The organism is Brevibacillus brevis, assembly GCF_031583145.1.
GTDB classification, from domain to species: Bacteria; Bacillota; Bacilli; order Brevibacillales; family Brevibacillaceae; genus Brevibacillus; species Brevibacillus brevis_E.
Window position 1 is genome coordinate 5,909,388 of record NZ_CP134050.1, and the last position, 25,308, is coordinate 5,934,695.

General features: G+C 56.4%; 24 protein-coding genes and 1 pseudogene. 5 read left to right on the plus strand and 20 right to left on the minus strand.

What is annotated here, in order from left to right:
- Positions 1-84: 84 nt before the first annotated feature.
- The 11 genes from RGB73_RS29060 to eutL form a co-directional block, all read right to left on the minus strand.
- Complete coding sequence (locus RGB73_RS29060) at positions 85-681, minus strand: ANTAR domain-containing response regulator (RefSeq protein WP_463675648.1); 597 nt, start codon at positions 679-681, stop codon at positions 85-87.
- The gene (locus tag RGB73_RS29065; protein WP_310767135.1) at positions 644-2,107 is read right to left on the minus strand and encodes a sensor histidine kinase; all 1,464 of its coding nucleotides are present in this window, start codon (positions 2,105-2,107) and stop codon (positions 644-646) included. Before RGB73_RS29065 ends, RGB73_RS29060 begins: the two co-directional genes overlap by 38 nt.
- Before the next feature lie 75 nt (positions 2,108-2,182).
- The gene (locus RGB73_RS29070) at positions 2,183-2,626 is read right to left on the minus strand and encodes a EutP/PduV family microcompartment system protein (protein WP_310767138.1); all 444 of its coding nucleotides are present in this window, start codon (positions 2,624-2,626) and stop codon (positions 2,183-2,185) included.
- Entirely contained in the window at positions 2,623-2,964 is a 342-nt protein-coding gene (locus RGB73_RS29075; RefSeq protein ID WP_310767141.1) for an ethanolamine utilization microcompartment protein EutS, read from the minus strand. The genes RGB73_RS29070 and RGB73_RS29075 overlap by 4 nt, the downstream gene beginning before the upstream one ends.
- A 2-nt stretch (positions 2,965-2,966) precedes the next feature.
- Positions 2,967-3,254: a EutN/CcmL family microcompartment protein gene (locus tag RGB73_RS29080; protein ID WP_310767144.1), complete on the minus strand. Its 288-nt coding sequence runs from the start codon at positions 3,252-3,254 to the stop codon at positions 2,967-2,969.
- A 4-nt stretch (positions 3,255-3,258) separates the two neighbouring features.
- The gene (locus RGB73_RS29085) at positions 3,259-4,077 is read right to left on the minus strand and encodes a hypothetical protein (protein ID WP_310774601.1); all 819 of its coding nucleotides are present in this window, start codon (positions 4,075-4,077) and stop codon (positions 3,259-3,261) included.
- A 7-nt stretch (positions 4,078-4,084) separates the two neighbouring features.
- Entirely contained in the window at positions 4,085-4,870 is a 786-nt protein-coding gene (gene pduL / locus RGB73_RS29090; protein ID WP_310767147.1) for a phosphate propanoyltransferase, read from the minus strand.
- A 6-nt stretch (positions 4,871-4,876) separates the two neighbouring features.
- Positions 4,877-5,164, minus strand: a complete 288-nt coding sequence (gene eutM / locus RGB73_RS29095; RefSeq protein ID WP_005827515.1) for an ethanolamine utilization microcompartment protein EutM — start codon at positions 5,162-5,164, stop codon at positions 4,877-4,879.
- A gap of 41 nt (positions 5,165-5,205) precedes the next feature.
- On the minus strand, positions 5,206-6,702 hold the full coding sequence (locus tag RGB73_RS29100; RefSeq protein ID WP_310767154.1) for an acetaldehyde dehydrogenase (acetylating): 1,497 nt from the start codon (positions 6,700-6,702) through the stop codon (positions 5,206-5,208).
- On the minus strand, positions 6,699-7,190 hold the full coding sequence (locus tag RGB73_RS29105) for a BMC domain-containing protein (RefSeq protein ID WP_310767158.1): 492 nt from the start codon (positions 7,188-7,190) through the stop codon (positions 6,699-6,701). The genes RGB73_RS29100 and RGB73_RS29105 overlap by 4 nt, the downstream gene beginning before the upstream one ends.
- A gap of 32 nt (positions 7,191-7,222) precedes the next feature.
- On the minus strand, positions 7,223-7,876 hold the full coding sequence (gene eutL / locus RGB73_RS29110) for an ethanolamine utilization microcompartment protein EutL (protein ID WP_310767160.1): 654 nt from the start codon (positions 7,874-7,876) through the stop codon (positions 7,223-7,225).
- A gap of 411 nt (positions 7,877-8,287) precedes the next feature.
- Here eutL and RGB73_RS29115 point away from each other — a divergent pair, with 411 nt between their 5' ends.
- From RGB73_RS29115 to RGB73_RS29125, 3 genes are all read left to right on the plus strand, one after another.
- Positions 8,288-8,779 carry a hypothetical protein gene (locus RGB73_RS29115; protein WP_310767162.1) on the plus strand — a complete coding sequence of 164 codons (492 nt, stop codon included), beginning with the start codon at positions 8,288-8,290 and terminating at the stop codon, positions 8,777-8,779.
- Between the two features lie 246 nt (positions 8,780-9,025).
- Positions 9,026-9,703 carry a response regulator transcription factor gene (locus RGB73_RS29120; protein WP_310767165.1) on the plus strand — a complete coding sequence of 226 codons (678 nt, stop codon included), beginning with the start codon at positions 9,026-9,028 and terminating at the stop codon, positions 9,701-9,703.
- A complete protein-coding gene (locus RGB73_RS29125; protein ID WP_310767168.1) occupies positions 9,693-11,237 on the plus strand; it encodes a HAMP domain-containing sensor histidine kinase in 1,545 nt (514 codons plus the stop codon). Before RGB73_RS29120 ends, RGB73_RS29125 begins: the two co-directional genes overlap by 11 nt.
- A 64-nt stretch (positions 11,238-11,301) precedes the next feature.
- On the opposite strand, the gene RGB73_RS29130 is transcribed toward RGB73_RS29125, so the two are convergent.
- Complete coding sequence (locus RGB73_RS29130) at positions 11,302-12,198, minus strand: LysR family transcriptional regulator (RefSeq protein ID WP_310767171.1); 897 nt, start codon at positions 12,196-12,198, stop codon at positions 11,302-11,304.
- A gap of 153 nt (positions 12,199-12,351) precedes the next feature.
- Here RGB73_RS29130 and RGB73_RS29135 point away from each other — a divergent pair, with 153 nt between their 5' ends.
- The gene (locus RGB73_RS29135) at positions 12,352-13,383 is read left to right on the plus strand and encodes a YeiH family protein (protein ID WP_310774604.1); all 1,032 of its coding nucleotides are present in this window, start codon (positions 12,352-12,354) and stop codon (positions 13,381-13,383) included.
- A gap of 126 nt (positions 13,384-13,509) precedes the next feature.
- Positions 13,510-15,204, plus strand: a complete 1,695-nt coding sequence (locus RGB73_RS29140) for a sulfatase family protein (protein ID WP_310767174.1) — start codon at positions 13,510-13,512, stop codon at positions 15,202-15,204.
- A 48-nt stretch (positions 15,205-15,252) separates the two neighbouring features.
- Here the strand turns inward: RGB73_RS29140 and RGB73_RS29145 are convergent, their stop codons facing one another.
- The 8 genes and pseudogenes from RGB73_RS29145 to RGB73_RS29180 all read right to left on the minus strand — a co-directional run bounded on the left by RGB73_RS29145 (position 15,253) and on the right by RGB73_RS29180 (position 25,308).
- Positions 15,253-15,510 (minus strand): HPr family phosphocarrier protein, encoded by a 258-nt coding sequence (locus RGB73_RS29145; protein WP_310767177.1) that lies wholly within the window; start codon positions 15,508-15,510, stop codon positions 15,253-15,255.
- Positions 15,511-15,536: 26 nt separating this feature from the next.
- A complete protein-coding gene (gene ptsP / locus RGB73_RS29150; RefSeq protein WP_310767179.1) occupies positions 15,537-17,252 on the minus strand; it encodes a phosphoenolpyruvate--protein phosphotransferase in 1,716 nt (571 codons plus the stop codon).
- Between the two features lie 8 nt (positions 17,253-17,260).
- The gene (locus RGB73_RS29155) at positions 17,261-18,430 is read right to left on the minus strand and encodes a mannitol-1-phosphate 5-dehydrogenase (protein ID WP_310767181.1); all 1,170 of its coding nucleotides are present in this window, start codon (positions 18,428-18,430) and stop codon (positions 17,261-17,263) included.
- A gap of 6 nt (positions 18,431-18,436) precedes the next feature.
- A complete protein-coding gene (locus RGB73_RS29160) occupies positions 18,437-18,871 on the minus strand; it encodes a PTS mannitol transporter subunit IIA (RefSeq protein WP_310767184.1) in 435 nt (144 codons plus the stop codon).
- Complete coding sequence (locus RGB73_RS29165; protein WP_310767187.1) at positions 18,868-20,988, minus strand: BglG family transcription antiterminator; 2,121 nt, start codon at positions 20,986-20,988, stop codon at positions 18,868-18,870. The genes RGB73_RS29160 and RGB73_RS29165 overlap by 4 nt, the downstream gene beginning before the upstream one ends.
- A 60-nt stretch (positions 20,989-21,048) precedes the next feature.
- Positions 21,049-22,484, minus strand: a pseudogene (locus RGB73_RS29170) (PTS mannitol transporter subunit IICB).
- Between the two features lie 227 nt (positions 22,485-22,711).
- Positions 22,712-24,211 (minus strand): degradosome RNA helicase CshA, encoded by a 1,500-nt coding sequence (locus RGB73_RS29175; protein WP_310767190.1) that lies wholly within the window; start codon positions 24,209-24,211, stop codon positions 22,712-22,714.
- 239 nt (positions 24,212-24,450) lie between these two features.
- Positions 24,451-25,308, minus strand: coding sequence for a transporter substrate-binding domain-containing protein (locus RGB73_RS29180; protein WP_310767193.1), 858 nt, complete (start codon positions 25,306-25,308; stop codon positions 24,451-24,453).

Here is a 25,308-nt window from a genome sequence, read left to right on the forward strand (position 1 = left end):
ACCTCTCGCTTCCGGACTCATTCAAGCGCCTTTGCTCTTGCTTTGCTATCTACTTGTCATCGCCCTTTCAGGCGATTGAATTAATCAGGCGTTGGTCTCGATAGGCTGCTCCCCGGAGAGGATTTCCTCCGCCAGCTTTGCCAGGGGCATGCGCCGTTGCATGCTTGCCTGCTGCAGCCATTTGTAGGCAGCCTCTTCCTCGAGAGACAGACTGCTCATGAGCTTTCCTTTTGCCTTTTCCACGGTCTTCCGATCTTCTATCTTCTGCTTGAGCGTGTGGATATCCTTCTTGAGCGCGACCACTTTCTCCTTTTGGCTCAGCGCGATCTCCACAGCGGGAATGAGGTCGTCCTCCGACACCGGCTTCACCAGGTAAGCCGATACGCCTGCCTTGCGCGCATCCTGGACTAGCTCTTTTTGGCTGTAAGCCGTCAAGAGCAGGATCGAGCTGTCGGAAAAGGAACGGATGATGCCGCTCGCCTTGATTCCATTGAGGACGGGCATTTTTACATCCATGATGATCAGGTCAGGCTTATGACGGTGCGCCAGCTCGACGGCTTCTTCCCCGTTTTTCGCCTCGGCGACTACCAGATATCCTTCGTTCTCCAGCATCTCCCGCAAGTCCATGCGGATGATCGGCTCGTCATCGACCACCATAATCTTCGGCTGTGTCATCGTCATCCTCCTTTTGTATCGGATAGAGAATGGTCACCTCCGTACCGCCTCCGGTATTTCGGAAGTGCATCGTGCCCCCCAGGTCTTCCTTGACCAGAGTATCCACGATTTTCAGTCCCAGGTGTCCTTTTTGCAGCACCTGCTCCATGTCCTCGATCCCCACTCCGTCATCCGTGACGGTCAGGCTGATGAAATCGTCCTTGGTGACGAGGGACACGGCGATTTTCCCTTCATGCAAATCGCGGAATCCGTGGATCATGCAGTTTTGGATCAACTCGGTCACAATCAGGGCGAACGACGTTGCCTTGTTGGACGGCAGGTACACGGATTCTCCTGCCACGACTACTTGTATAGCTTGCTCGGAACGTCTCATAGAGGAGACGATAATTTTCGATATTTTGGTCAAAATTTCTTTGAAATCAATCTGTTCCAGGCCATCCTGTGCCAAATATTCGTGAATGATGGCGATGCTGTTGATCCGGTTGATGCTTTCCCGGTACACCTTTTCGATCTCCGTCGATTGCGAACGCCTCATCTGCAGGCGCAGCAAGCTCGCGATCGTCTGCAAATTGTTTTTGACGCGGTGGTGAATCTCCTTGATGACAGCCGATTTGATCATCAGCTGCTTCTCTTTCTCACGTATATCCGATATATCCCTCAGAAGAATGATTCCCCCGATGATGTCGGGCTTGCGCGCGGCAGAAACCGCTTTCATCATGATAAAATGCTTGCCTCGCGACAGCTCCTCCTGGATGAACCCTCCGTGCCGCACGAAGTTTTCCGGAGAAACCCGCCAGGAAAAAATGCGTTCAATGCTGATTCCCTTTTCCGGCTCTTCCAGCCCGATCAGCGAAAGCAGCTTGTGGGCTGTTGCATTGGCGTACGTGATGACGCCGCTTTGGTCAAACAGGATCATGCCCTCGTGCATCAGCGACGAGATCGGCATATCCGGCACAGCAAACTGAATCAAGGTCTCGCTCAGATGCTCCGTCGTTTCCTTGAGCATCTCGACGTTTTTCTCCTGCTCGACCTGCTTGGAAATATCCTGCTCCGTAATGAGCGTTCCGATCGTTTCCCCCGCCGCATTCGTAATGGGGACCACGCTCTGCCGCATGACGACTTGCTCCTGGGAGACTCCCCGGGAACCGATGACGGGCTTCCCCGTCGTCAGGCAGTACATGACGGCTGGTTCGTTCACCGCTGTTGCCAGCTGTCCCACGACCGATCCGCTGTACATGGACCGCGCCGTGCTTGGCGAAGCCTGCGCGATGACTATTGCGCTGCTCTTGTCCGCCGTCGGGCAATCGATGAACATGTCCGCCTGGGACAAATCCGCGAAGATCTGCAGCTTGGAGGCCAAATCCTCTACGATCCGAATGTCTTCGTCGCTCAATGTGGTAGCCTGCTTGCACAATTCCCGTATGGTTAACATGCGAACCTCTTTTCACCCTGCATGGCATTGGTATTGCCCTAATTTTCTCACAGACAGGCAGTCGTGGAAAAGTGCCTATTGCTGGACAATTTTCTCCAGGAATGCACGCAGTTCGTCCACCCCGTCCCCGGTGAGAGAGGAGGTACGGTATACGGCCCCGTCGCCGAGCGATTGCCGCAAGAAGGCCTCGGCCTTGTCAGGATCGGCATCGGGATGATCGATCTTCGTGATCACGCCCACGCACGGCTGCGGAAAGCCTTGCGAAAAGCCGGGCGGGAAGTAATTCCTCTCTCGCGTGGCGTCCTGCACCATGAGGATGATGCTCGCCTCCAGGGAAGTGGCCATCAGCGTACGGTAAAACATCGGGTTTTCGCTGTACTCGCCCGGCGTGTCGATCAGCCAGTCGCGGTATTCCAGCGCCTGCGTCTTTCTGGCAGGCTGCTCGTCGTTGAACAGGGCCCGCACCAGAGAAGACTTGCCCGCCTCGATGGCGCCAATGATCATCACCCGCTTGCTCATGACTTGGTCACCAGCGCCGGCGTGAAGCGCAATTTTTGGCTCAGTACTTCATTGACCGCCTCTACCGCCATCTCGACGGCCGAGACATCCCCTACCACGATCAGCGAACCCGTGAACCGGTCGAGAAAGCCCAGCTCTACGCTGGCCGCCTTCGTCGCAATGTCGGCTGCGATGATCGCAGTCTCGGTCGGCGTCAGTGTCAAAATGCCGATGGCTCCGGCTTCCTTGATCCCGAGCTTGGTGTACAGCATCGCATCAGGGTTGGCGATCACATGAGCCAGCGTGACCTGTTTCCCCGGTACGAACTCCTGGATGACCCGTGAACGTTCCTGCTCCATGTCTATCCCTCTCCTCCTGATGCTCCCGGCACCTCGAATGAGTCGACGATGCCCACGATCACTGCATCGATTGGCACGCTGTTGCCGGAGAACAGGATACGCGCGGGGGTGCCGCGAGAGACGATGACCTGCTCGCCGATGCCCGCGCCGATCCGGTCCGCTGCGATGACGGTCTGTCCGCCTTCCTCGCCGCGCCAGTCAATCGGCTGGACGACCATCAGCTTCAAATTTTCCATGCCTGCTTCCTTCTGTGTCGCCCATACGCTGCCGATCACTTTTCCCAAAAACATGCGCTCACCCTTTTCCCAAATAGCTGACCGTAATGCCGCGCTCTCTCATGCTGTCATGAGCCAAAGGCGAGACGATGGCTCCCTTTTTCACGTGCAGGGTCGTGTTCCGCAGCTCCGGCTGGGAACGAATCCACTCCGCCGTCAGCAGCTTGCCGGAAAAGACCGCTTCGGCCTCGTCCAAGGCAGTCAAGGCTGGCTGGGCCGGTGCCGCTTCTTCCTTTTGCAGCTGTGCCTTGAGTTTGGAAACGACGCGCTCTGCCAGCCGTTTTTGCGGCGCAAACTCGATTCCCAGCTCCTCCAGCTCCTTCACGTGGCGCTGGAACAGCTTTTCATAGGCCGGCGGCAAGCTCAGCGTCTGCAAGGTACGGCGATCCGCGCGCTTGATGCCTGGCACGTCAGAACCCGCGATCACGAATTTGCCTGTGACCAGTGCGGAAAAGACAATCTCCGCCTTGATGGTTCCTTTCAAGCCGGTAGCAATTCGGGCGGCGTTGTCGAGATCCAGCTCCGGAATGACGATGCCGGCGTAATCTTTCGACACTTCCAGCGGAGCGGGCGCATACTCATCCGCTGTGAGGATTTTCCCCGCTCCCCCGCATTCGATTTTGTGCATGCCCAGCCACGAGGACGTCTCTCCGTCCAGGAACAGGATGTCGTGGCAGACGCCGTGGTTTTTCAGATGGATGAAATGATCCGTAAACGCTTCGTGGGCCTGGCTGTCGCAAAAAACGTACAGGACGCGCGGAGCCTGTTTCTTCTTTTCCTGGTTCATCGATTGCAGAATTTCTTTGGTTATGGATGCGACCATCTCTCGAATGTCCATCAAGCTCTCACCTCCGGTAGCCGGAGTAAAGCTGGCCGTTTTTGCCGATGACCTTTACCCGGTCGCCCGTTTTCAAATTGGCGGCATTGCCTTCGTCCAGGTCGACGTGGAAGTCCAGAGCAAAACGAGGGTTCACGCGGACGACTACGTCGGGATACACGATGGGGCGATCCGTCTGTGTCTCCAGAATGAGCGTGTCTCCGTCCTGCACCTGGTACAGCTCTGCTTCTTCGACCGACATATGGACATGCCTCTTGGCGACGATGACGCCCTTGGTCAGGACTACGGTGCCTTTCGCCGTGACCAGCACCATGCCGGGCGTGCCCTCGATGTCGCCCGACATGCGGACGGGTGCATGCACTCCGAGAGCGAAGCCGTCCGTACGGGAAATCTCCACCTGAGTTGCTCCGCGAGCCGGGCCGAGGATGCGTACGCCGTGAATGCTCCCTTTTGGACCGACCAGCGTCACGGTTTCCTGGCAAGCGAACTGTCCTGGCTGGGACAGATCGCGCATCGGCGTCAATTGGTGTCCCTCTCCGAACAGCCGCTCTACATCCTCCGGAGACAAATGCACATGGCGATTGGATACGCCGATGGGGATATCGGGCACGCTTTGGGCAGCTTGATCGGTGGAAGGCTGCTGATGTTCTTCAAACGCTTTCACTTGAATACCTCTTCCCTTCAAGTAGTCTGCCGCTGCGGGAGTAATTTTGTCCCCTTTCTCCAGGAGAAAGGGGTTTGGTATGCCTGTTTTATGCATAGCTCGCAAAGATGTTTCCGTGATGACTGCCATACGGGATTACCCTTCGAGCTTTGGCAAGATCAATTCAATATCGCCGTGCGGGCGTGGAATGACGTGTACGGATACGAGCTCGCCCACTTTCTCGGCAGCAGCGGCACCTGCGTCCGTGGAAGCCTTTACCGCACCTACGTCACCGCGAACCATTACGGTCACCAGACCGCCACCTACGTGCACTTTCCCGATCAGCTTCACGTTTGCCGCCTTTACCATCGCGTCAGCCGCTTCCACTGCTCCTACCAACCCTTTTGTTTCAACCATTCCCAATGCGGACATTTCTCCTGCCATTTCCTTTTCCTCCTTACATGTATAGACAAATTTTTAGTGGTTTAAGACGTCATTTCCGTCAGGACGGATTTGATGATGTTTTTGATCTCGTCGCGGCTCAGGCCGATGTTCATCGAAGAGACGGCCTGCATGACCGCTTCTTCCGCTGCGGCTGGCTGCGGCTTTGACTCTGTCGGTTTGGATTCCGGCATTTCCCGGACGCCAAACGCGACCCGCTTGATATTGAACAGATGCTGCGGTCCGATGTTGTCGGACGTGATGTTGTTGCCAAAAGAGCCGCAGCCCAGCGTAAACGAAGGCTGGATCCCCGTCGTCGCTCCGATCCCGCCGAACGTCGTTCCCGTGTTCACCGGAATGCGGGATGCCGGCATCGCCTGGCCGTACGCCGCGATGACATTGTCATCCTGCGCGTGGATACCGGCTGTGTGGCCGAGACCGCCCAGCTCCAGCAGCTCCCGGCAACGGGCAAAGGCTTCCTGCTGGTCTTGCACGGTGTACATCGCCAGGATCGGCGCCAGCTTCTCGACGGACAGCGGGTACGCTTTCCCTACCCCCGTCTCCTCCGCGATGAGTACGCGGGTGTCGGATGGAATGGAGATGCCCGCCATCTGTGCGATCGTTTGCGGCGACCGTCCGACGATTTTGGCGTTGAGCGAGCCGTTGACCATAATGACAGCTGCGACCCGTTCCTTCTCGTGATCATCGAGGAAATAGGCGCCTTCGCGCTTCAATGCCGCGATCATCTGATGCTTGATCGACTCCTCGATCACCAGCGCCTGCTCGGAGGCGCAGATCGTGCCGTAGTCAAACGTCTTGCTCTGCACGATGCGCTTCGCGGCCGCCGCCGCATCCGCACTGTGGTGGATGTAGACCGGGACGTTGCCGGGCCCTACCCCGTACGCCGGTTTGCCCGAGCTGTAGGCAGCCTTGACCATCGGCGTTCCGCCTGTGGCGAGAATCACATTGGTCAGCTTGTGCTTCATCAGCTCGTTGGTGGCTGGCAGAGTCGGCTTGCTGACGCAGTGGATCAGCCCCTCCGGCGCGCCCGCCTGCACTGCGGCCTCTGCCATGATCTTTGCTGCTTCCAACGTGCATGCCGCTGCGGACGGATGGGGGGAAAAGACGATGGCGTTGCGTGCCTTGATGGCGATCATCGACTTGAAGATGACCGTCGAAGTCGGGTTGGTGGATGGGACGATCCCCGCCACCACACCTACCGGCTGCGCCACTTCCCACACTTTGTTGGCCTCGTCCTTGCGAATGATGCCTACGGTTTTCAAATCTTTGATCCAGGCGTACACGCTTTCGGAAGCGAACAGGTTTTTCATCCGCTTATCCGGGATGTTGCCAAAACCCGTTTCCTCCACGGCCATGGCTGCCAGACGCTCAGCGGCCTTCACGCCTGCCGCGGACATCGCCGCGACGATCGCGTCGATTTTCTCCTGACTGAATTCAGCCAGCTTTTTCTGGGCTTCCTTCGCTTGTGTCAAATACGTGCGCACTTCCTGGATGGAATACAAATCCGCATCGAGTGTCATTGCTTCTCTTCACCTCCCCCTTTTTGCTTCTCTTCCAGGAGGCGGATAAGATCTTCTTTTTTCGCCGTGCTGATCTCCTGGGAAGAAAGCGGGAAGTCCGCGTAGCTGCGGGCGAGCCTCCGCAGATCGCCGATCGACTGCTCTGCGAGTCCGGATGCTGCCTGCTGCTGTTCGGTCGCCTTCTCCTGCTTGGATTCCGTGGAATTCATCAGATTTTTGATCATTTTCGGTACATTCTCGTCAGGGCGCGGGATGACGTGCGAATGAAGCAATCTTCCGACACGTCTTGCCGCATCGGCCCCGGCGTCGACGGCAGACTGTACGGAGGACACATCTCCGATGACGTATACCGTCACGATCCCCGCATCCGCGCCTTCGTACGTGACGACCTTGACGTCGGCAGCTTTTGCTGCGGCGTCTGCGGCGGCGATCAGGGCGGGCAAGCCCAACGTTTCAATCATGCCGAGTGAGTATGAATGAGCGCGCATTTACTTTTCCTCCCCTTCAAGAGGGACATTCCCTACGTTAGTTTTACTGGTTGGACGGCCACACTTCTCACCGCATCCGCGAATGCGTCGGCCGCTGCCTTGCATGCCGACTGGCTGCCGGTCAGCAGCGCTCCCCCGAAGTTGGTTTCGGTCGGCGGTCCAAAAAACTGCTTCATTTGCACATCCGCCGCCTTGAGGGCTGCGTCGATCCCGTACATCGCCTCCAGCGGCGGGGCGATCAAATAAGCGAGCGGCTCTCCCTCAGGAATCCCGGCCACCTGGGACAAATAGCTGCCGGTCCGCGACACGACATGGGCGTAATAGGCGTGGGTCCCTTCTGCATTCAACGAGTAAAAGCAGGCTCCACTCTCCATAAATGCCACCGCAGCATCGAGTCCGCTCTGTACCTCTGATGGCGTGGCTCCTCCGATGATCCCAATGAATTCCCCCGACAACGGACCTGACGCGTGTCCTGATCCAGCATAAAACGACTTGGCGTACACGACTTCCACCGCTGCCTTCTTGGTCGCTTCGTCGACGGCCGTGTACCCCACATCATCGATGGTGGAGGTCAACAGCCCCAGGCTGCGGATATGGGAGGGAAGATTCAGCTTTTCCGCAAACTGAGAATCGACGTTTGGGATCAGCCGGACCGCCAGCGGCGTCGCTCGAATCGGTTTTTCCATGCGTGTCACACTCCTTTCAGTCCATATCCCTGTTTCAAAACGCAAAAAAGGCGCCAAAACAGAGGAAATCACCTCTTGTTCATGGCACCTTTGCCTTTTGTTTGTTCACTTGTTGGAAAAGATGTTCTTACCCAGAATCTTATCCGTGTCTTTACTGTATGACAAGGCCGAAAAAAATGCAAGCGTTTTCGCCCATCCATCATTTCCCTCTTTTTGATTTTCCGCACTTGCTAGAATCCTTCCACATCTCGATCTCGATCGGGCAAATCCCTGACCGCTTTCATCACTTTTTCTAAAGCCGGTCATATTTCGGACACACAGCCGGGGTACCTTTGTCGTGTAGCCGCCGCGGGCAAGCCCGATTCCCCGCCCGCCGGCACAACACCCAAAACATCCCCAGGAGGAATACAAATGAAAAAGAAAATCGCAATGGCAGCAATGGCTCTGGCCGTATCCGCAATGGCAGGTTCCGCGTTTGCAGCGGATGAGACAGCGAAAAGCACGAAAACGATCGCGGCCATAGAGTTGGTGGACGCGAACGCCGTTCCGGCCAAGCTGATCCAAATCGTGCAGCAAGGCGGTACGACTCCGTTCCCGGATCTGAAACAACTCGCAAATGAGAAAGGCATCTCGGTGGAAGAGCTCATCAAGCAGCTGGAAAAGGAGGGGAAAATCAAAATCGCCACAGCCGAAGAGCTCCAGCAGGCTGACGGTACCTTGGCTCCCGCCGACACTACCCCAGTCGCCAAAGTCATCGACCTGGAGCAAATGGCGAAAGAGAAAGGCATCTCCGTAGAGGAGCTCAAAGCACACCTCCAAGCCCGGTTCAAAGCCCTGCTCGATCCAGCAGGCAATCTTTCGCAAGCAATCAAAGTGACGCCAGCTATTCCGGCTCAAAAATAAGGCACGCAAAGGGAGCCTCCGACCACATCCGGTCAGGGGCTCCCCTTTCACGCCCCTCCTCTTCCGCCACTTCTCCACATCCTCGCCATATTTCAGACACACAGACAGGCTACGATAGATTTTCAGAGTCAGGTAACGGATCCGTTCGAGTATCCTTGAAAATGATGCCAAACCGATTTGCCCGCAATCTTGCTAGGATGGTACCTGTATAAAGTACCGCACGGATAGAAAAGAGGTCGTACCAGAGTGAAACGTGTTCTCGTCATAGAAGACGAACTGCCGATTGCCCGATTGGTCCAGGTCTATCTGGAACGGGCTGGCTACGAAGTCAAATGGAACGAAGGAAATGAATCAACCATGGAGGACTTCCTCTCCTGGAAGCCTGAGCTGGTGCTGCTCGACCTGACGCTTCCCGCCCTCGATGGCATGGAGATTCTGGCGAAAATCCGGGAGTACGGCAGCTGTCCCCTCATCATCGTGACCGCCCGGGGCACTGTTCCGGACAAGCTGCAAGGTCTTACTCAGGGGGCGGATGACTACATTGCAAAGCCGTTCGATCCTGATGAACTGATTGCCCGCGTGCAGGCCGTTCTGCGCCGGTCGGCCTATTTGGCGGAGGGAAAGACGGTCCGGCTCGGCAGCTTGACGATCGACTTCAGCGCCCAGCTGGCTTTGCTCGGCAAAGAACCGCTTTCGTTGATCCCGCGAGACTGGCAGCTGCTTGCCTTTTTCGCACGGCATCCGAATCAATGCTTTAGCCGCGATCATTTGCTCGACCAAGTATGGGGGATGGATTTCGTAGGAGGGGACCGGTCCGTAGACACTGCAGTGAAGCGGCTGCGCCGGGCATTGCAAAGCTGGTGCGGCGTAGAAGGGGACATCATTACGATCAGAGGAACGGGGTACAGTCTGCGTGTTTACTAGGTGGCCGCTGTCCAGAAAGCAGCCCGTCAAGGCCGTCCCCCTTCTGCGGTACTGGACGTGGCGATACGCGATGATTTTGCTCATCATGCTGCTCTGCATCGCATTGTTCGGCATTTACTGGCTCCGGAAAAACACGATGGAGCAGCAGTTCGAGATATTGGAGGCGAGAACCTCGCTTCTGGCCGATTCTTTTTCCAAGGTCGTCGAGGCTGTTCCGGCCGCAAGTTTGACGACGATTATCAAACGGGGGTCTGTCTCGCAGTCCACCGTCATTGCCGGTCCCGCGAGCCCCCCCGCTGCCATCAAGGCACCGGGCTCCCCCACGGATGCCACGACAGCGGCCATGCAGGTGAAAATCTTGCCTGCCGTTCCGCTCAACCACGTCGTGCAAATCTACGACGAGGCCAACAAACAGGTCCTGAGCCCGGATAGCAGCAAAGTCATCGGCGTGAAGATCAGCACATTGCCTGCTCCCGCCACACCGGCAAGCGGTCAAAAGGAAACCCGGGAAGTCCTCAAAACCGAGGATGGCACGTGGCTGCGCGTCGGTGTCCCGTATTACCAGCAGCATACGCTGGCCGGAATGTACTACGTCAGCACCCGTCTCAACACCGATACGGTGGACACGTACATCATGATCATGGTGTCCATCGGTGTGATTATGCTCTGCGGATGGGGTGTCGTCTACGTCCTATCCCGCTCGCTCACCCTGCCTCTGCGGCAGCTGGCGGTGGCAGCCGAGCAGGTTTCCGCCGGCAACTACCGTCCCAAGCTACCCGACTCCACCCGGATCAAGGAGTCAGAGATCAGCCAGCTCGTCCACTCCTTTGACGACATGGCAAATCGGCTCGGCCAGCTGGAGCGCATGCGCACCGATCTCTTGGCCGGCGTCTCCCATGAGCTGCGCACGCCTGTCACGTCCATACGCGGGATGATCCAGGCGGTCAAAGACGGAGTCGTGACCGGGAGGGAAGCCGAGGAATTCATGCAAATCAGTATGGACGAGGCCAAGCGACTTCAGGATATGGTCAACGACCTGCTGGACTTTGCCTCCATGGAGGCAGGGGCCATTGCGAAAAACGTCTCGACCGTGCACCTCGCCCCCTTCCTGAACCAGCTTATCTCGCAGTGGCATGCGGTGCCCGACCATTCGGACCTGGACGTAACGCTGACCGGTTTGCCCGAAGAGCTGGTCTGGAGCGGAGACAAGGCGCATCTTACCCAAATTTTGCTCAATCTCATGAACAACAGCGCGGCTGCCGGCGCCTCCCGGATCGAGCTGGCAGTCGCGTCTGGCCGGCAGCTTTTAACCATCGACGTCACGGACGACGGCAAAGGTATTCCCTCTGGGGAAGTCCCTTTTATTTTCGAACGGTATTACAGAGGGGACAGCAAGCGAAAGAAGAAGCACGGACTGGGTCTTGGCCTGACGATCTGCCGCATGCTCGCGACCGCGAACGGCGGCGATGTCAAACTGCTGGAAACCTCCGAGCAGGGCACTTCCTTTCGCATCACCCTTTCCCATCCTGCATAAAGCCTGCGATCGGCTCCGCACAAGAGGGAAGCGGCACGTGTGCAAAACGTGCCGCTTCCCTCTTTTACGCATGCGCTCCTTCCGGCAAATGCGCACGTATGAGATCCATGAAAATATCCAATGCTTTGGTATGAAACTCGTTAGCTTTCGTCAGCAGAGAAAAGTTGCGGGTGACCGGAGTGCCGGGCACCTTGAGTGTACTCAGCGTGCCCAGTTTGCGTTCTTTGCGGATGGCCCAGTACGACAGCAGGCTGATGCCGAGGCCTGCCTCCACCGATTCCTTGATGACCTGGGTGCTTCCGAATTCCATCCGTCTCGCCGGAACGATCTGCAGTTGGCGAAACATTTTTTCGATGGCCTCCCGAGTCCCGGAGCCCGCTTCCCTTACGATCCACGTCTCTCCCTCCAGATCGGAGACGGAGACGTTTTCCTTTCCGGCGAGCCGGTGGTTCGGAGACGCAATCAAGTACATCCGGTCGTCTGCGAAAGGCTCGATGCACATCTTTTCGTCGATATACTCGCCTTCCACGATCCCTACGTCCAATTGGCGGTTGGCGACCTGTTCCGCGATGACCGTGGAGTTGTGAATGGTGATCGTCGGAGTGATGGCGGGGTAGTATTGCCTCATCAACGCGACGACGTGCGGCAAGACGTATTCCCCGTACGTATAGCTGGCTCCGATAGTCAAGGTGCCACTCGGGGTATTCATCAAATCGTCGACCAGACTCTGCATCCGGGTGTACAAGCCGAGAATTTCCCTTGCGTGGTGGTAGACGATCTCACCCGCCTTGTTCAGCCGGACGTACTTGTTGCTGCGCTCCAGCAGCTTGGTCCCGATCATCCGCTCCAATGACGAGATGTACTGGCTGACGGCGGGCTGCGTCATGTGCAGCTCCTCTGCCGCCCGCGAAAAGTTTTGCCGATCCGCGACAGTGACAAACACGAGCAATTGCTGGTCCATCTGGCCCTCATCTCCCTTTTTCTTCATTATACATCTTTACTTATCATCATCATGCAGATGATTTATTTTTCTTATGATATGTCTTGCCGTATGCTGATCATGGAAAGAGATCTAAAGGAGTGAGTCACATTGGCTACTCATATAAAAGGAAATATGTCGGTGGAAGGCAGCGCCGGGGCTGTGAAATCCGGGCCCAAGGCACCACCGCTGACCTTATGGTTAGGCGGTGTCGCATTTACCTTTCTGATTGCCCTGCTCGGCTACGGCCTATCCAAAGTGCCTGGCTTTGACCGCGTGGGACCCCTCGCCTGCGCCATTCTGATCGCCGTCGCCTATCGGCAGTTTTGGGGCTATCCCGAAGCCATACGTCCCGGCATCCAGTTTTCCGCCAAACGATTGCTTCGTCTTGCTATCATCCTGTACGGATTAAAGCTCAACATCGATGTGGTGCTCCATCAAGGCCTCGGCCTGCTCGTCTACGATGTCGGTGTGATTGCCTTCTCGATTGGGCTCACCGTCTTATTGGCCAAATGGCTGAAAGCGGAGCCGTCGCTTTCCCTGATGCTGGGCGTGGGTACAGGCGTATGCGGCGCCGCAGCAATCGCAGCAGTCTCCCCGATCATTCAGGCCAAGGAAGAGGATACGGCGATCGGCGTCGGAATCATTGCGCTGGTCGGGACGGTCTTCTCCATCCTGTACACCGTGCTTCGCCCTTATCTGCCGCTCACTCCCGTCGAGTACGGCATGTGGTCGGGGATCAGCCTGCACGAGATCGCCCACGTGGCTCTGGCAGGGGCTCCCGCTGGACAAGACGGGCTGGCCATCGCCCTGCTGGCAAAGCTGGGACGCGTCCTGCTGCTTGTGCCGCTCTGTTTTCTGCTCATGTACTGGATGAAGCGAAGCGGAAAAGTGCAGGGCGGCGCCAAGATCGAATTCCCGTGGTTTTTGATCGGCTTTTTGGTTATGAGTCTGCTCGGCAGCTACGTGCTTGGATCGGTCATTCCCGTTTCCGAAAGCTTTCAGACCGGGGTCTCCAATGTCACTACCTTCGTGCTGACGATGGCGATGGTCGGACTCGGACTGAACGTCAACCTGCGCGCATTGCGCAGCAAAGCAGCCCGTCCGCTCCTGGCCATGTCGATTACATCCGTGCTGCTCTCCGTCCTTTCCTTCTTGCTCATCTAGTCTGAGCCTTCCCTCCCGCTTCCGTATTCGATTCGCCGGGCACTTCTCGCTCGGCGAATTTTTTTGGATTAGAACGGCCACAGCTCTCGTATGATGGTAGCGTCTGAAAAAAGGAGGGCTGTCGCCATGCCTGCACGTCTGCTGCGGAAGCGTCCCAATATCTTGTTGATTCTCGTCGATGAGGAGCGCTATCCGCCCGTATATGAAGGGGCCGCCATCAAAGCCTGGAGCCAAAGGCAGCTTCAGGCGCATCGTTTCCTGCGCAGCCACGGCCTGGACTTCAAGAGCCACTACGTCTCTTCCACAGCCTGCTGCCCGAGCCGCGCCACTTTGTTTACGGGACAATACCCGTCTTTGCACGGAGTTTCGCAGACGAGCGGCGCAGCCAAAAGGCCGGCTGACAGCGACATGTTTTGGCTGGACCCAAATACCGTGCCCACCATGGGGAACTACTTCCGGGCTGCGGGCTACCGCACCTATTACAAAGGAAAATGGCACTTCTCCAATCCCGACATCCACGTCCCGGGGACTCATCTGTCCATCCCCACTTACCAGATGGGAACCGGCATTCCGGATCCCCGGCTGGAGCAGCTGTACCGGAACGCCGAGAGATTGGAAGGCTACGGCTTTTCCGAGTGGATTGGACCTGAGCCGGTGGGAGCCGCTCCGCACAACTCCGGCTCTTCGGCGGCAAGAGGAATCAACGGCCGCGACGTCATCTACGGGTCCGAAGTCGTTCAGCTGATCCAGAGACTCGAACACGAGCAAAGCCAGCATACCCGGGATCCACAGCCATGGCTGATCGTCGCCTCCTTCGTCAATCCGCACGACATCACCTTGTACGGGGACGTCACCGAGACCTTGCCCATCTTTCGGTTTCACGTAGACGAATCCGTTCCGGACGTGGAGCCGCCTCCCACCCAGCGAGAGACCCTTCGAACCAAGCCTCGCTGCCAGGCAAGCTATCGGGACGTGTATCCCCAGGCCTTTCAGCCGATTTCGGACAACGCCTTCTACCGGCGTCTCTACTACCAGCTGCAAAAAAATGCGGATCAGCAAATCGTGCGGATTCTTCAAGCACTTTTTGCCTCTTCCTTCTATCGCGATACCATCATCGTATTTACCTCCGATCACGGCGACTTGCTCGGAGCGCACGGCAATTTGCATCAGAAGTGGTATTGCGCCTACGAAGAAATGATTCACGTCCCGCTAATCATCCACAACCCGGTGTTGTTTCCGGAAACCCGAACCACGTCTGAGCTCACCTGCCATGTCGACCTTCTCCCGAGCTTGCTGGGGCTGATCGGAGCCGATCCTGCCGAGCTCAGGGCAGAGCTGGAACAAACTCACAGCGAAGCGAGACATCTGGTGGGGCGGGATTTATCACCGCTGATCCTAGGCACCGGAACACCGGAGCGGTCCGGAGAGCCACTCTACTTCATGACGGACGACGATGTGACCAAAGGCCAGCACCAGGTCAGCCTGCTCGGCCAACCTTACCATTCCGTCATTCCGCCGAACCGGGTGGAGACGGTCATCGCTGCTTTGCGCCTGGACCAGCAGAAAACGATCTGGAAGTATTCCCGTTACTACACGTGCGATGGGGACGACGACAGTTCGGCTCCCCCCGATGAATTCGAACTGTACAATTTGACAGACGATCCCCTGGAGGTATTCAATCTCGCTTCGCCGGTCTACTCCTCCCCCAAGACTGAGCCTGTCCGCCAACGGATGGCGGCCTTGCTGGAAGAGCAGCGAAGGCTGAAGCGGCTGACACCGAAGCATGGAAGCCACTACCTTGATCTGCTCGGGGACGAATGAACGAAAAAAAGCCCCTCCGAAGAGGGACTTTCCCATGGGGCAAGCCGGCTAGTCTTGAGCCGTCAGCACCTTTTCCAGAGCGGCGATGGCTTCGTTTTCATCCAATCCGTCCGCGATCAGCGTGATTTCTTCACCTTTGCCGATCGCCGCTGCCATAATGCCCATGATGCTTTTGCCATTTACCGTCTTTTCTTTTTTCAACAGCTTGATCTCGCTCGCAAACGAAGTCGCGACCTTTACGAACGTAGCCGCAGGACGGGCATGCAAGCCTTGCGAAAGCTGTACGACGATATTCTTCTGTACCATCTGGATGCACCTCCTTCGCTGACCCATTATCCAAATGTACGTTGGACAAACTCCTCCACTTGGTGGGAAGAACTCATGGATAAAACGGTATTTGTATGTTTTGCCGCTTCTTCCCTGCTCATGCGGCCAAGCAGCTGACGAGCGGGCAAAATGCTTGCGGCGCTCATGCTGAACTCATCCAGCCCCATCCCCAGGAGAATCGGGATTGCCACCGGATCGCCCGCCATTTCCCCGCACATTCCGACCCATTTGCCTTGGGCGTGAGCGGCTTGGATCACCTGGTGAATGAGCCGCAGGACGGCCGGATGGTACGGCTGGTACAAATACGCTACCCGCTCGTTCATTCGGTCTGCTGCCATTGTATACTGAATCAGGTCATTGGTTCCAATGCTGAAAAAGTCCACTTCCTTGGCGAACTGGTCAGCCATCATGGCCGCAGCCGGAATCTCGATCATGATCCCTACTTCTACTTGATCGGAAACAGCCGTACCGCTAGCCTGCAATCCTTTTTTCTCTTCCTCCAGGATCGCCTTCGCCTGCCGGAATTCCTCCAAGGTGGCAATCATCGGGAACATGATTTTCAGATTGCCGTGCACGCTGGCCCGCAGCAAGGCGCGCAGCTGCGTACGGAACAGCTCCTGATTGTCCAGGCAAAGCCGGATGGCCCGGAAGCCGAGGAAAGGGTTCATCTCGTGCGGCATATCCAGGTAAGACAAATGCTTGTCGCCCCCGATGTCGAGGGTGCGAATGACGACCGGCTTTCCTTCCATTTGCTCCAGCACCTGCCGATACGCTTGAAACTGCTCTTCTTCCGTCGGAAAATCCTCGCGCCCCATGTACAGAAATTCGGTACGGAACAGGCCCACGCCTTCCGCTCCGTTTTCAAGCACACCCGCCAAATCTTGCGTGCTTCCGATATTGGCTGCGAGCTCTACATGATGGCCGTCCGCCGTTACAGTCTGTTGCGTGACCAGCTTCGCCAGCTCTGCCTTATGCGCATCGTATTCCGCTTTCTTTTGCCGGTAACGGGCAATCTCGTCTTCGCTCGGGTCGAGAATGACAATCCCTTCATGCCCGTCCAGAATCATCAGGGACGACTGCCGGGCCGCTTTCGTCACTTCTCTCGTACCGACGACGGCGGGAATCTCCAGAGAACGAGCCATGATGGCCGAGTGTGACGTGCGACCGCCGATATCGGTCACAAATCCTTTTACAAAACGCCGGTCCAGCTGGGCCGTGTCCGAAGGCGTCAAGTCTTCGGCGACCACGATGACTTCCTCCGTCAGCTGTGCGGGGGTCGCGAACTCGATCCCCAGGAGGTACGACATGACGCGCTTGGTCACATCGCGAATGTCGGCGGCCCGCTCTTTCATGTATTCGTTGTCCATTTGTTCAAAAAGCAGGATAAATCCGTTGGCCACTTCATCCAGAGCGCTCTCGGCATTCACCCGGTCCTGCTCGATCTTGGTCTTGATCGTGTCGACCAGCTCAGGGTCTTCCAGCACGAGCAGATGGGCTTTGAAAATTTCCGCCTTGTCCGCTCCCATTTCCGCTTCCACGCGCTGAGCGATTCCTTGCAAATCGGCCTTCGCCTTATCCAGCGCGCCCTCGAACCGTTTGATTTCCTCTATCGTATTTTCGACAGAGGTCTTTTGAATCTCCCATTCCGGGGTTGCGAGCAAAAATGCCTTTCCGATGGCAATGCCCGTAGAAGCCTTCACACCTACGATTTTTTGGGACATCGGTGCTCCTACCTTTCTTTGTTTGAATGGAACCTCTCCTGAAGCGAGCGGACATGGCCAAGCACGCTGGCCTCGAGCGGGCTTCCAGCGGGGATGCCAGCTGTCGTGCGCATGACGTGTTCCAAGCCGTACTGTTTTTGATCGGACTGAAGCTGCATAGCCTCAGGATCTTCTGGAAAATCAAACAACAAAGCTGCCGCAATGGCCAAGCCCAAATACTTCGAGTCCAGGCCTCGCTCCTCGCATTGCAGCGCCGGGCCCACGAGTCGGTCATTCGGTGACAGCTTGCGGATCGGCGACCGCGCTACGCGTGTGACGTGATCGGACAACAGCGGATTGGCATATCGCCCCACTATCTTTTCTACATACGCTTCATGAGTTTCCTTCCCGAAACCGTATTTTTCCACCAGCAAGGCGCCGGTCTCCCGGAGAGCTCCCTTGACGGCCTGGCTGATCTCCTCGTCGTGGAGCGCCTCGTCGATGGTCTCATAGCCAAACTGATAGCCCAGGTAGGCGATGACAGCGTGGCCGGTGTTTACCGTGAACAGCTTTCGCTCGATGTAGGGAGCCAAGTCATTTACATAGGTGACTCCTTCGATCGCAGGAGGCTCTCCCACCATCTGGGACTGATCCACGACCCATTCGAAAAACGGCTCGACCATAACCAGCAATTTGTCCTCATGCTGCTGGACGGGAACGATGCGGTCAACTGCCGCATTGGGGAAAGCGATCCATTCGTCCGCAGCGGACACGGCTTCTTTCGGCAAATGTCCGTAAACGTGCTCCTTCAGTTTGGCGCTTCCGCCGATCATGTTTTCGCAAGCGATGACGTTCAGCGGACGGGGGTTCACCTGCAGCCTGCGGGAAATACCCTGTGCGATAGAACCGGCGATATGGGGAAGAATGTGCGGGCCGACCGCAGTGGTGACCAGATCGGCCTGCGCAATCGTCTCCGCCACCGCTTCCACATCCTGTCCGGCAATCGCGCGTACGCCCTCCACGTAGGAGACCGGCGTCCCTTCCATCGCGAGTTGGACCCGGTAACAGCGTCGTTTGTTCAACTCATCGACGATGGCCTGGTTGACGTCGACAAAGACGACTTCGTAGCCCGCGTGGCTCAGCAATTGACCGATAAAGCCCCTGCCGATGTTTCCCGCTCCAAAATGCACAGCCAGCATGTGCGGTCACACCCCTTCTGCAAACAGGGCAATAATCTCTTCCGGTGTCTTGGCCGAGACGGCACGGGCCACGTTTTCTTCCTCCGAGCAAATCACCGCAATATTGGACAGGACCTCCAGATGCTCATCCCCGACTGCAGCAATGCCGATCAGCAGATAAGCGGTGTTCCCTTCGCCGAAATCGACGCCGTCCGGAATTTGCACGATGGAAATGCCGGTCGACAAAATCTCCTGCTTCGATTCATTCGTACCGTGGGGAATCGCCACTCCGCTACCGATGTAAGTAGTCGCGAGCTGCTCTCTTTCCTGCATCTTTTCTACATAAGCGGGGTGTACGTGGCCGCCCTTGACGAGCAGCTCCCCTGCCAGGCGGATCGCTTCCTCTTTGTTCGCCGCTTTTGCATTCATCAAGATTTTTTCTGTCGTCAGCATGTTGTTCATCTTCCTCTCTCCAATCCTGTCTTGTTCAGGCAAAAATAGTACAGTTTGCCTGCGATGTGATCAGCGATGCGCTGTGTGTCTCCCGATTCAAAAACGCGTTGTGCTTCTTCCTCGATGAGCATGGAGCTGACCTCGCTCAGCACCTCGAGCCCTTCTTTTGGCAGCTCTTTGGGTCCCAGGAGGAGAAGCAGAATGTCGACGGACATCTCCTTCTCGTCCATGGAGCGGATCCGTATAGGTTCTTCCAGCAGGTGTACCGTAAACGACACCGCCCGCACTTCTTCACTCTTGCCGTGGAACAACGCCATGGATGTATCTGGGATACCCAGGCCGCCCAGCCTTTCCCTGGCAAGCAGCTGCTGAACGACAGGGTTTACCGCGCGCAAGCTTCCGCGCTTTTGCAGCTCCCCGCAGATCCGATCCAGCATTTCCTTTTCGGCCAATCCTTTGTTGTCCCACTTCCGCACCAGCATGCCTTCTACCAGCTCGCTCGCATATCCGGCGTAGTCGCGCATTGCCCGCAGTCGGAGGCTTGCCTGCTCTCCTGCCAAAGGCGGATTCGGCTTGGACGCCTTCGCTTCCGGTGTTTGTCCTTGCCTTTCCCCCGCCAGGTGGAGGTGGTACTTGATCTTCTGGATGTCCTCCTGCGGCAGCAGCGGACTGACCATGACGTACTCCATGGGGCTGTTTGGCAGCGGGAGCGTGGAAATGATCAAATCGTATTCGCCCGGCGGGATCCGCCCCACATCAAACAAGGAAAGATTTCGCAAGCTGACGATTTCGGGAATTTCCTTCTGGATCCGCGTCGCCAAAATTTTGGAGGAGCCGATTCCGCTGGAGCAAACGACCAGCGCACGGTACCGCTGCTGCTCTTGCCTGGTTCTTTCCAGAGCTGCCCCTATATGCATGACCACGTATCCGACCTCTTCATCCGGGACGTGAAGCTCGGGAAAGACCTGGGCGAGAGCTTCCTTCGTGACCGCAAACAACTCGCCGTAATTCGCCTTGATCTGATCGAGAATCGGGTTGCGTATCTCCATCTTTCGCTTCAGCCGGTAAAGCGCCGGCTCGAGATGCGTCAACAGTCCGTGAAACAGGGAGCCGTCGTCCCGCAGCGGCAGCCCCAAGCGTTGTTCGCAGTACTGGATCAACCGCTGAGTCCGGGCCATCAGCTCCGCATTTTCCGGCCAAAGGGACTCCTCCTGGGAGTTTCTCAGCTTCGCCCCCCGCAAATGCATGGTGATGTATCCAATTTCCGCCGCGGGAATTTCCATTTGAAACGTTTGTTTGAGACGCTCCATAATCGTCCGGGCGGCTTCGTACTCCGGAGTCCCGGTCAGCTCGCTCAAGGTCACCTCGTCAAAATGGATGTTTTCGCCTTTTTCCACCCGTTCCATGGCCAGCGCCAAATGGGTAACCAGCCCGAGGTAGGCGCTATCCGCCAGCGAATAAGGCAATTCCTCCTCCAGATGGTTCAAGGCGTTTTCCACCTTGATCAGCTTTTCCTTGTCGATCAGGCCCAAAAGGCGCTCCGAAATCGAGTCGATGTCCCGTACGTTTTTGTTCTGGATATTTTCCTTGATGATCTCGATCACTTGATGATCGTCGAGATGGTCGGACAATAGACGGCTGATGGCTCTTCGCTTGGACGCCTCGGAGCCGATCAGTTCGACGCCGTAGCCCCTTTTCCGCAGCAGGCTCAGCTCGTATTGGGCAAGCATCTGCTCCAGATCGTCCAAATCGTGGCTGACCGTAGCCGTCGTCACCTTGAGGTCCAGGGCCAGGGATATGAGCTTTACCGGTTCGGTCGCTTCCAGAAGCGCGCACAGGATGAGGATCTTCCTCTCCTGCGCCGTGAACTCGGTGGTGGTTTGATGCAGCACATCCATGCGAAGCGCTTGCTTCTGCTCCTGGGGCCCTATCACTTCCACCCCAGCTCCCGCTTTTCGCACGAGACGCAGTCCGTAATGCTCGAACATCGATTCCAGGACGTCCATCTCCCGGTGAATCGTCCGTGCGCTCACCCCAATCTCTTCGGCGATGGCGCCGACGGTCATGCTTTTTGTCTCCTGAAGCAGCATCTCGATGACGGCCCGTTGCCGCGATGATACCCGCAAGGCTGCACCCCCATTCGCGCAAAAGAGGGAAAACGCTAGCTTCCACTAGCGTTGATTCCCTTAGACTAGGCGTTTGACCAGATTGTCATACTCCGGACTATTCAAGAAGTTGTCGATCGAAATGTGCTCGGCTTGCGGCGCCTTCGCAATGGCTCGATCTGTCAAAGATTTGTGCGTGATCACGATGTCGGCATCGTTCGGAATGTCGTTGATCGCCGTATTGATCACCGTGATGTCTTCCAGGCCGGCGTTTTGAACTTCTTCCGTAACGCCGCAGCCCCCATCGCGCTGGAGCCCATGCCCGCATCGCAGGAAAACACCACTTTTTTCACATCGGATGCCGCTGTTTGGACCGAAGCAGCAGCCACTTCCTCCACCGGTGCCGATTCCGGCTTCTTGCCTTTCAATTGCTGCATTTTCTCGGTTGCTTTCTCCAGCTCTTCTTCGTCATTCTTATTGCTCATTTTCAGCAAGGCCGAAGCAATGACGAAAGAGACGATTGCCGCTGCAACCACCCCAGCCCACACCGGCAAGAGTCCTCCCCGCGGTGCCATCGCGCTCAGCGAGAAGATGCTCCCTGGGGATGGAGGCGCTACCAATCCAGCGCCCAGAAGGGTGAAGGTGAAGACCCCGGCCATACCGCCGCCGATTACGGCCAAAATCAGACGAGGGTTCATCAAAATGTACGGGAAGTAAATTTCATGGATGCCGCCGAAGAAGTGAATGATGACGGCCCCCGGAGCCGATTGCTTCGCATTGCCCCGCCCAGCGAGCCAGTAGGCCAAGAGGATGCCCAATCCCGGACCCGGGTTGGATTCCAGCAGGAAGAAAATCGACTTGCCCGCCTTCGCGGCTTCCTCCAGTCCGATCGGGCTCAGGATGCCGTGGTTGATCGCATTGTTCAAGAACAGGATCTTGGCCGGCTCGATGAAAATGCTTGCCAGCGGTAGCAGACCCGCATTTACGATAACTTGCACGCCGGCGGCAAGGGCCTTGCTCAGGGCAAGAACGACCGGGCCAATGGCGATGAATCCGAGCAGCGTCAGCAGTGCCCCGATAATTCCTGCGGAAAAGTTGTTGACCAGCATCTCGAAGCCGGCTTTGATGTTGCCCTCCAGCACCCGGTCGACTTTTTTCATCACCCAGCCACCGAATGGCCCCATGATCATGGCGCCCAAAAACATCGGAATGTCGGCCCCGACCACGACCCCCATCGTCGCAATCGCCCCGACTACCCCGCCGCGGACGTCGTGGACCATCTTACCGCCCGTATACCCGATCAGCAGCGGCAAGAGGTAGGTAATCATCGGGCTGACCAGTTTGGCCAAGTTTTCGTTTGGCAGCCAGCCGGTAGGGATGAAGAGTGCCGTAATCAGCCCCCACGCAATAAACGCGCCGATGTTCGGCATGACCATCGCACTCAGGAACCTCCCGAACTTTTGCACCGATACTCGCAAGCCACCTGATCCCTGATTGGTTGCGGCCGCATTTTCCATACAGGCCCCTCCTTTGCATTATTATTTATTTAATCCTGACATAATTGAAAAGAATGTTTGCCTGACTCAAATATAAAGCGTTTACATCCGCGTCACAATAAAATCAAACGGAGAATTTGTCTTCTGTATTGTTGACAAAAGTTAATTGACACACGCAAGCCAAACAAAAAAAGACTTCCGCTTACCTAGCGGAAGTCTTTGTCGTAAAGCTGGTTCACTCAATGGAATTAGCGCTGTCTTTCACCGCGTGGACGGAAATCTCCACCGCGCGGACGGGTATCGCCGGAGCGAGGGCGGAACTCGCCACTGCGCGGGCGTGATTCACCCGTGCGCGGACGTGACGGTCTCTTTGCCCCGTAACCGCCGGAGAAGCCTTTTCCCTTAGGAGGAAACTTTTTCTTGCTGACGCGAAGCGGTGCTTCTTCCGTGAGGCGAACCGGCGTCATGTCCGGCTCCTTGGTCAAGAGCTTCAGCGCAGCGGACACGAGCGTAACGGAATCCACATCCTCCAGGAGCTGCTCAGCCAGCGTTTTGTAAGCCTGCAGATTTTCTCTTCCTGCCGCCTCGAGGATTTTTTCGACGGTCATGCGTTGCTGACCTTCCATCGCCTCTGCCATCGTCGGTACGGAGCGACGCTCCATGCGTCGGTTCGTCGAACGCTCGATCAGACGCAGATGGTCCATTTCGCGAGAGGTCACGAAGGTGATCGCCAGACCCGTTTTTCCTGCCCGCCCCGTACGGCCGATCCGGTGTACGTAGCTTTCGGAGTCTTGCGGGATGTCAAAGTTGAATACGTGCGTGACCCCGCTGATGTCAAGGCCGCGAGCGGCAACGTCGGTAGCGACCAGCACTTCGATCGTGCCCTCTTTGAATTTGCGCAGGACACTGTCCCGCTTCGCCTGGTTCAAGTCGCCGTGAATCCCCTCAGCGCCATAGCCGCGCTTGGTCAACGCTTCGGACAGCTCATCCACTCTGCGCTTGGTTCTGCCGAAGACGATCGCGAGCTCTGGCGAATGGATGTCGAGCAGGCGGCAAAGCACATCGAACTTCTGCTTTTCCGAGACTTCCATGTACTGCTGCTCGATATTCGGTACCGTCACCTCTTTCGGCTTGACCGAAATCAAAACCGGGTCAGTCATGAACTGCTGCGCGATTTCCTGGATCGCGCGCGGCATGGTGGCCGAGAACAGGAGGGTTTGGCGATTTTCCGGCACTTCCTTCAGGATTTCCTTGATGTCGTCGATGAAGCCCATATTCAGCATTTCATCCGCTTCGTCCAGGACGACAATTTCGATGGCATCCATGCGAATCGTTCTGCGTCTCATGTGATCCATGAAACGGCCAGGCGTCGCCACGATGATTTGCGGACGCTTTTTCAGCGCCTTGATCTGACGAGTGATGTCCTGCCCGCCGTAGATCGGCAGTGCAGTAATTTTTTTGAACTGGGCAATCTTGTTGATTTCTTCCGCGACTTGCACAGCAAGCTCGCGGGTTGGCGTCAGGACGACCGCCTGGATGTTGCCGCTCTCTTCATCCAGCCTTTCCACGAGGGGAATCCCAAAAGCAGCCGTCTTTCCTGTCCCCGTTTGCGCCTGACCAATCAAATCCCGTCCCTGAAGTGCGATCGGCATGGTTTGGTCTTGAATGGCTGTGGCTTCTTCAAAGCCCATGTTGCTCAGTGCCCTCACGATAGAGTGATGCAATCCGAAATCATTAAAAGTACTCAATGTAATTCAGTCTCCTTTTCTTAACCTTCTTCTATAATTTCTCACTAAAAAAGGGCACTATTCCTTACGATCCGGAACATGCCCTCTTATCCCCGATTGTACGTAGTACCCTGCAAAGAACATAGCTGTAATCGTACCATGGATTCTGAGAAATTGCAAATGGCTGGCGGCCCTGCCAAAGCATGCAAAAAGACCCTATTTTGGAGATTGTCCAAACAGGGTCTTTTTTATTCACCGCATTATTGAATCCATTTGTGGAACAGCTCGTCGAATTTGCCTTGCAGCTTCATTTCGTCCATCCACACGTCCAGATAGCTCGCGAAAATGAAGTCGCCGCGCGGAATCATATACGCCTTTTCGCTCTTGGTGAACGGATTGTCTGTCAGAGCGGCATACAGGCGAGAATCCGCTTTGGAGTACACCATGGCTTCGATCGTATCGGTAATCATGACGTCATAGGTACCGTTTGCGACAAGCCCCGGAATGTCGAGATTGTTTTGAACGACCGTGACTGTAGCGTTGGTCAGATGCTCACGCACGAATTTTTCGTTGGTGCCGCCCGGATTTACCCCGATTCGCACGGATGGCTTGTTGATGTCCTCGATGCTTTTGTACTTGTCCTTGTCTTCCGCACGGATCAAAGGCGCTTTTCCGAATTGGATGTAAGGATCGCCCATGTGGGCTGTTTTTTCACGGTCAGTGTTGCGGGTGACGCCGCCGACGGCAATGTCAAACTTGTCCGCCAAAAGATCGTTCATCATCGTCGACCATGAAGTTTGCACGAACCGCACTTCGACACCCAGGCTCTTGGCGAATTCTTTCATGGCATCGATATCGTAGCCTTCAAACTCGTTCGTTTTCGGATTCAAATATGTGAACGGTTTGTAGTCCCCCGTCGTTCCCACGAGAATGTACCCCCGTGCAATAATTGCGTCCAAACGGGACTCAAACTTTTTGTTTTCCTGTTTTTTGGCGGCTTCCGCAGCCGCGGTCGGAGCTGCCTTAGCCGGGCTCGATGCGGCGAATGCTCCTGTTCCTGTCATCAGCATAGTAGCAGCGAGCGTGCTCGCCATGATTGCTTTTGTCATTTTTTTCAT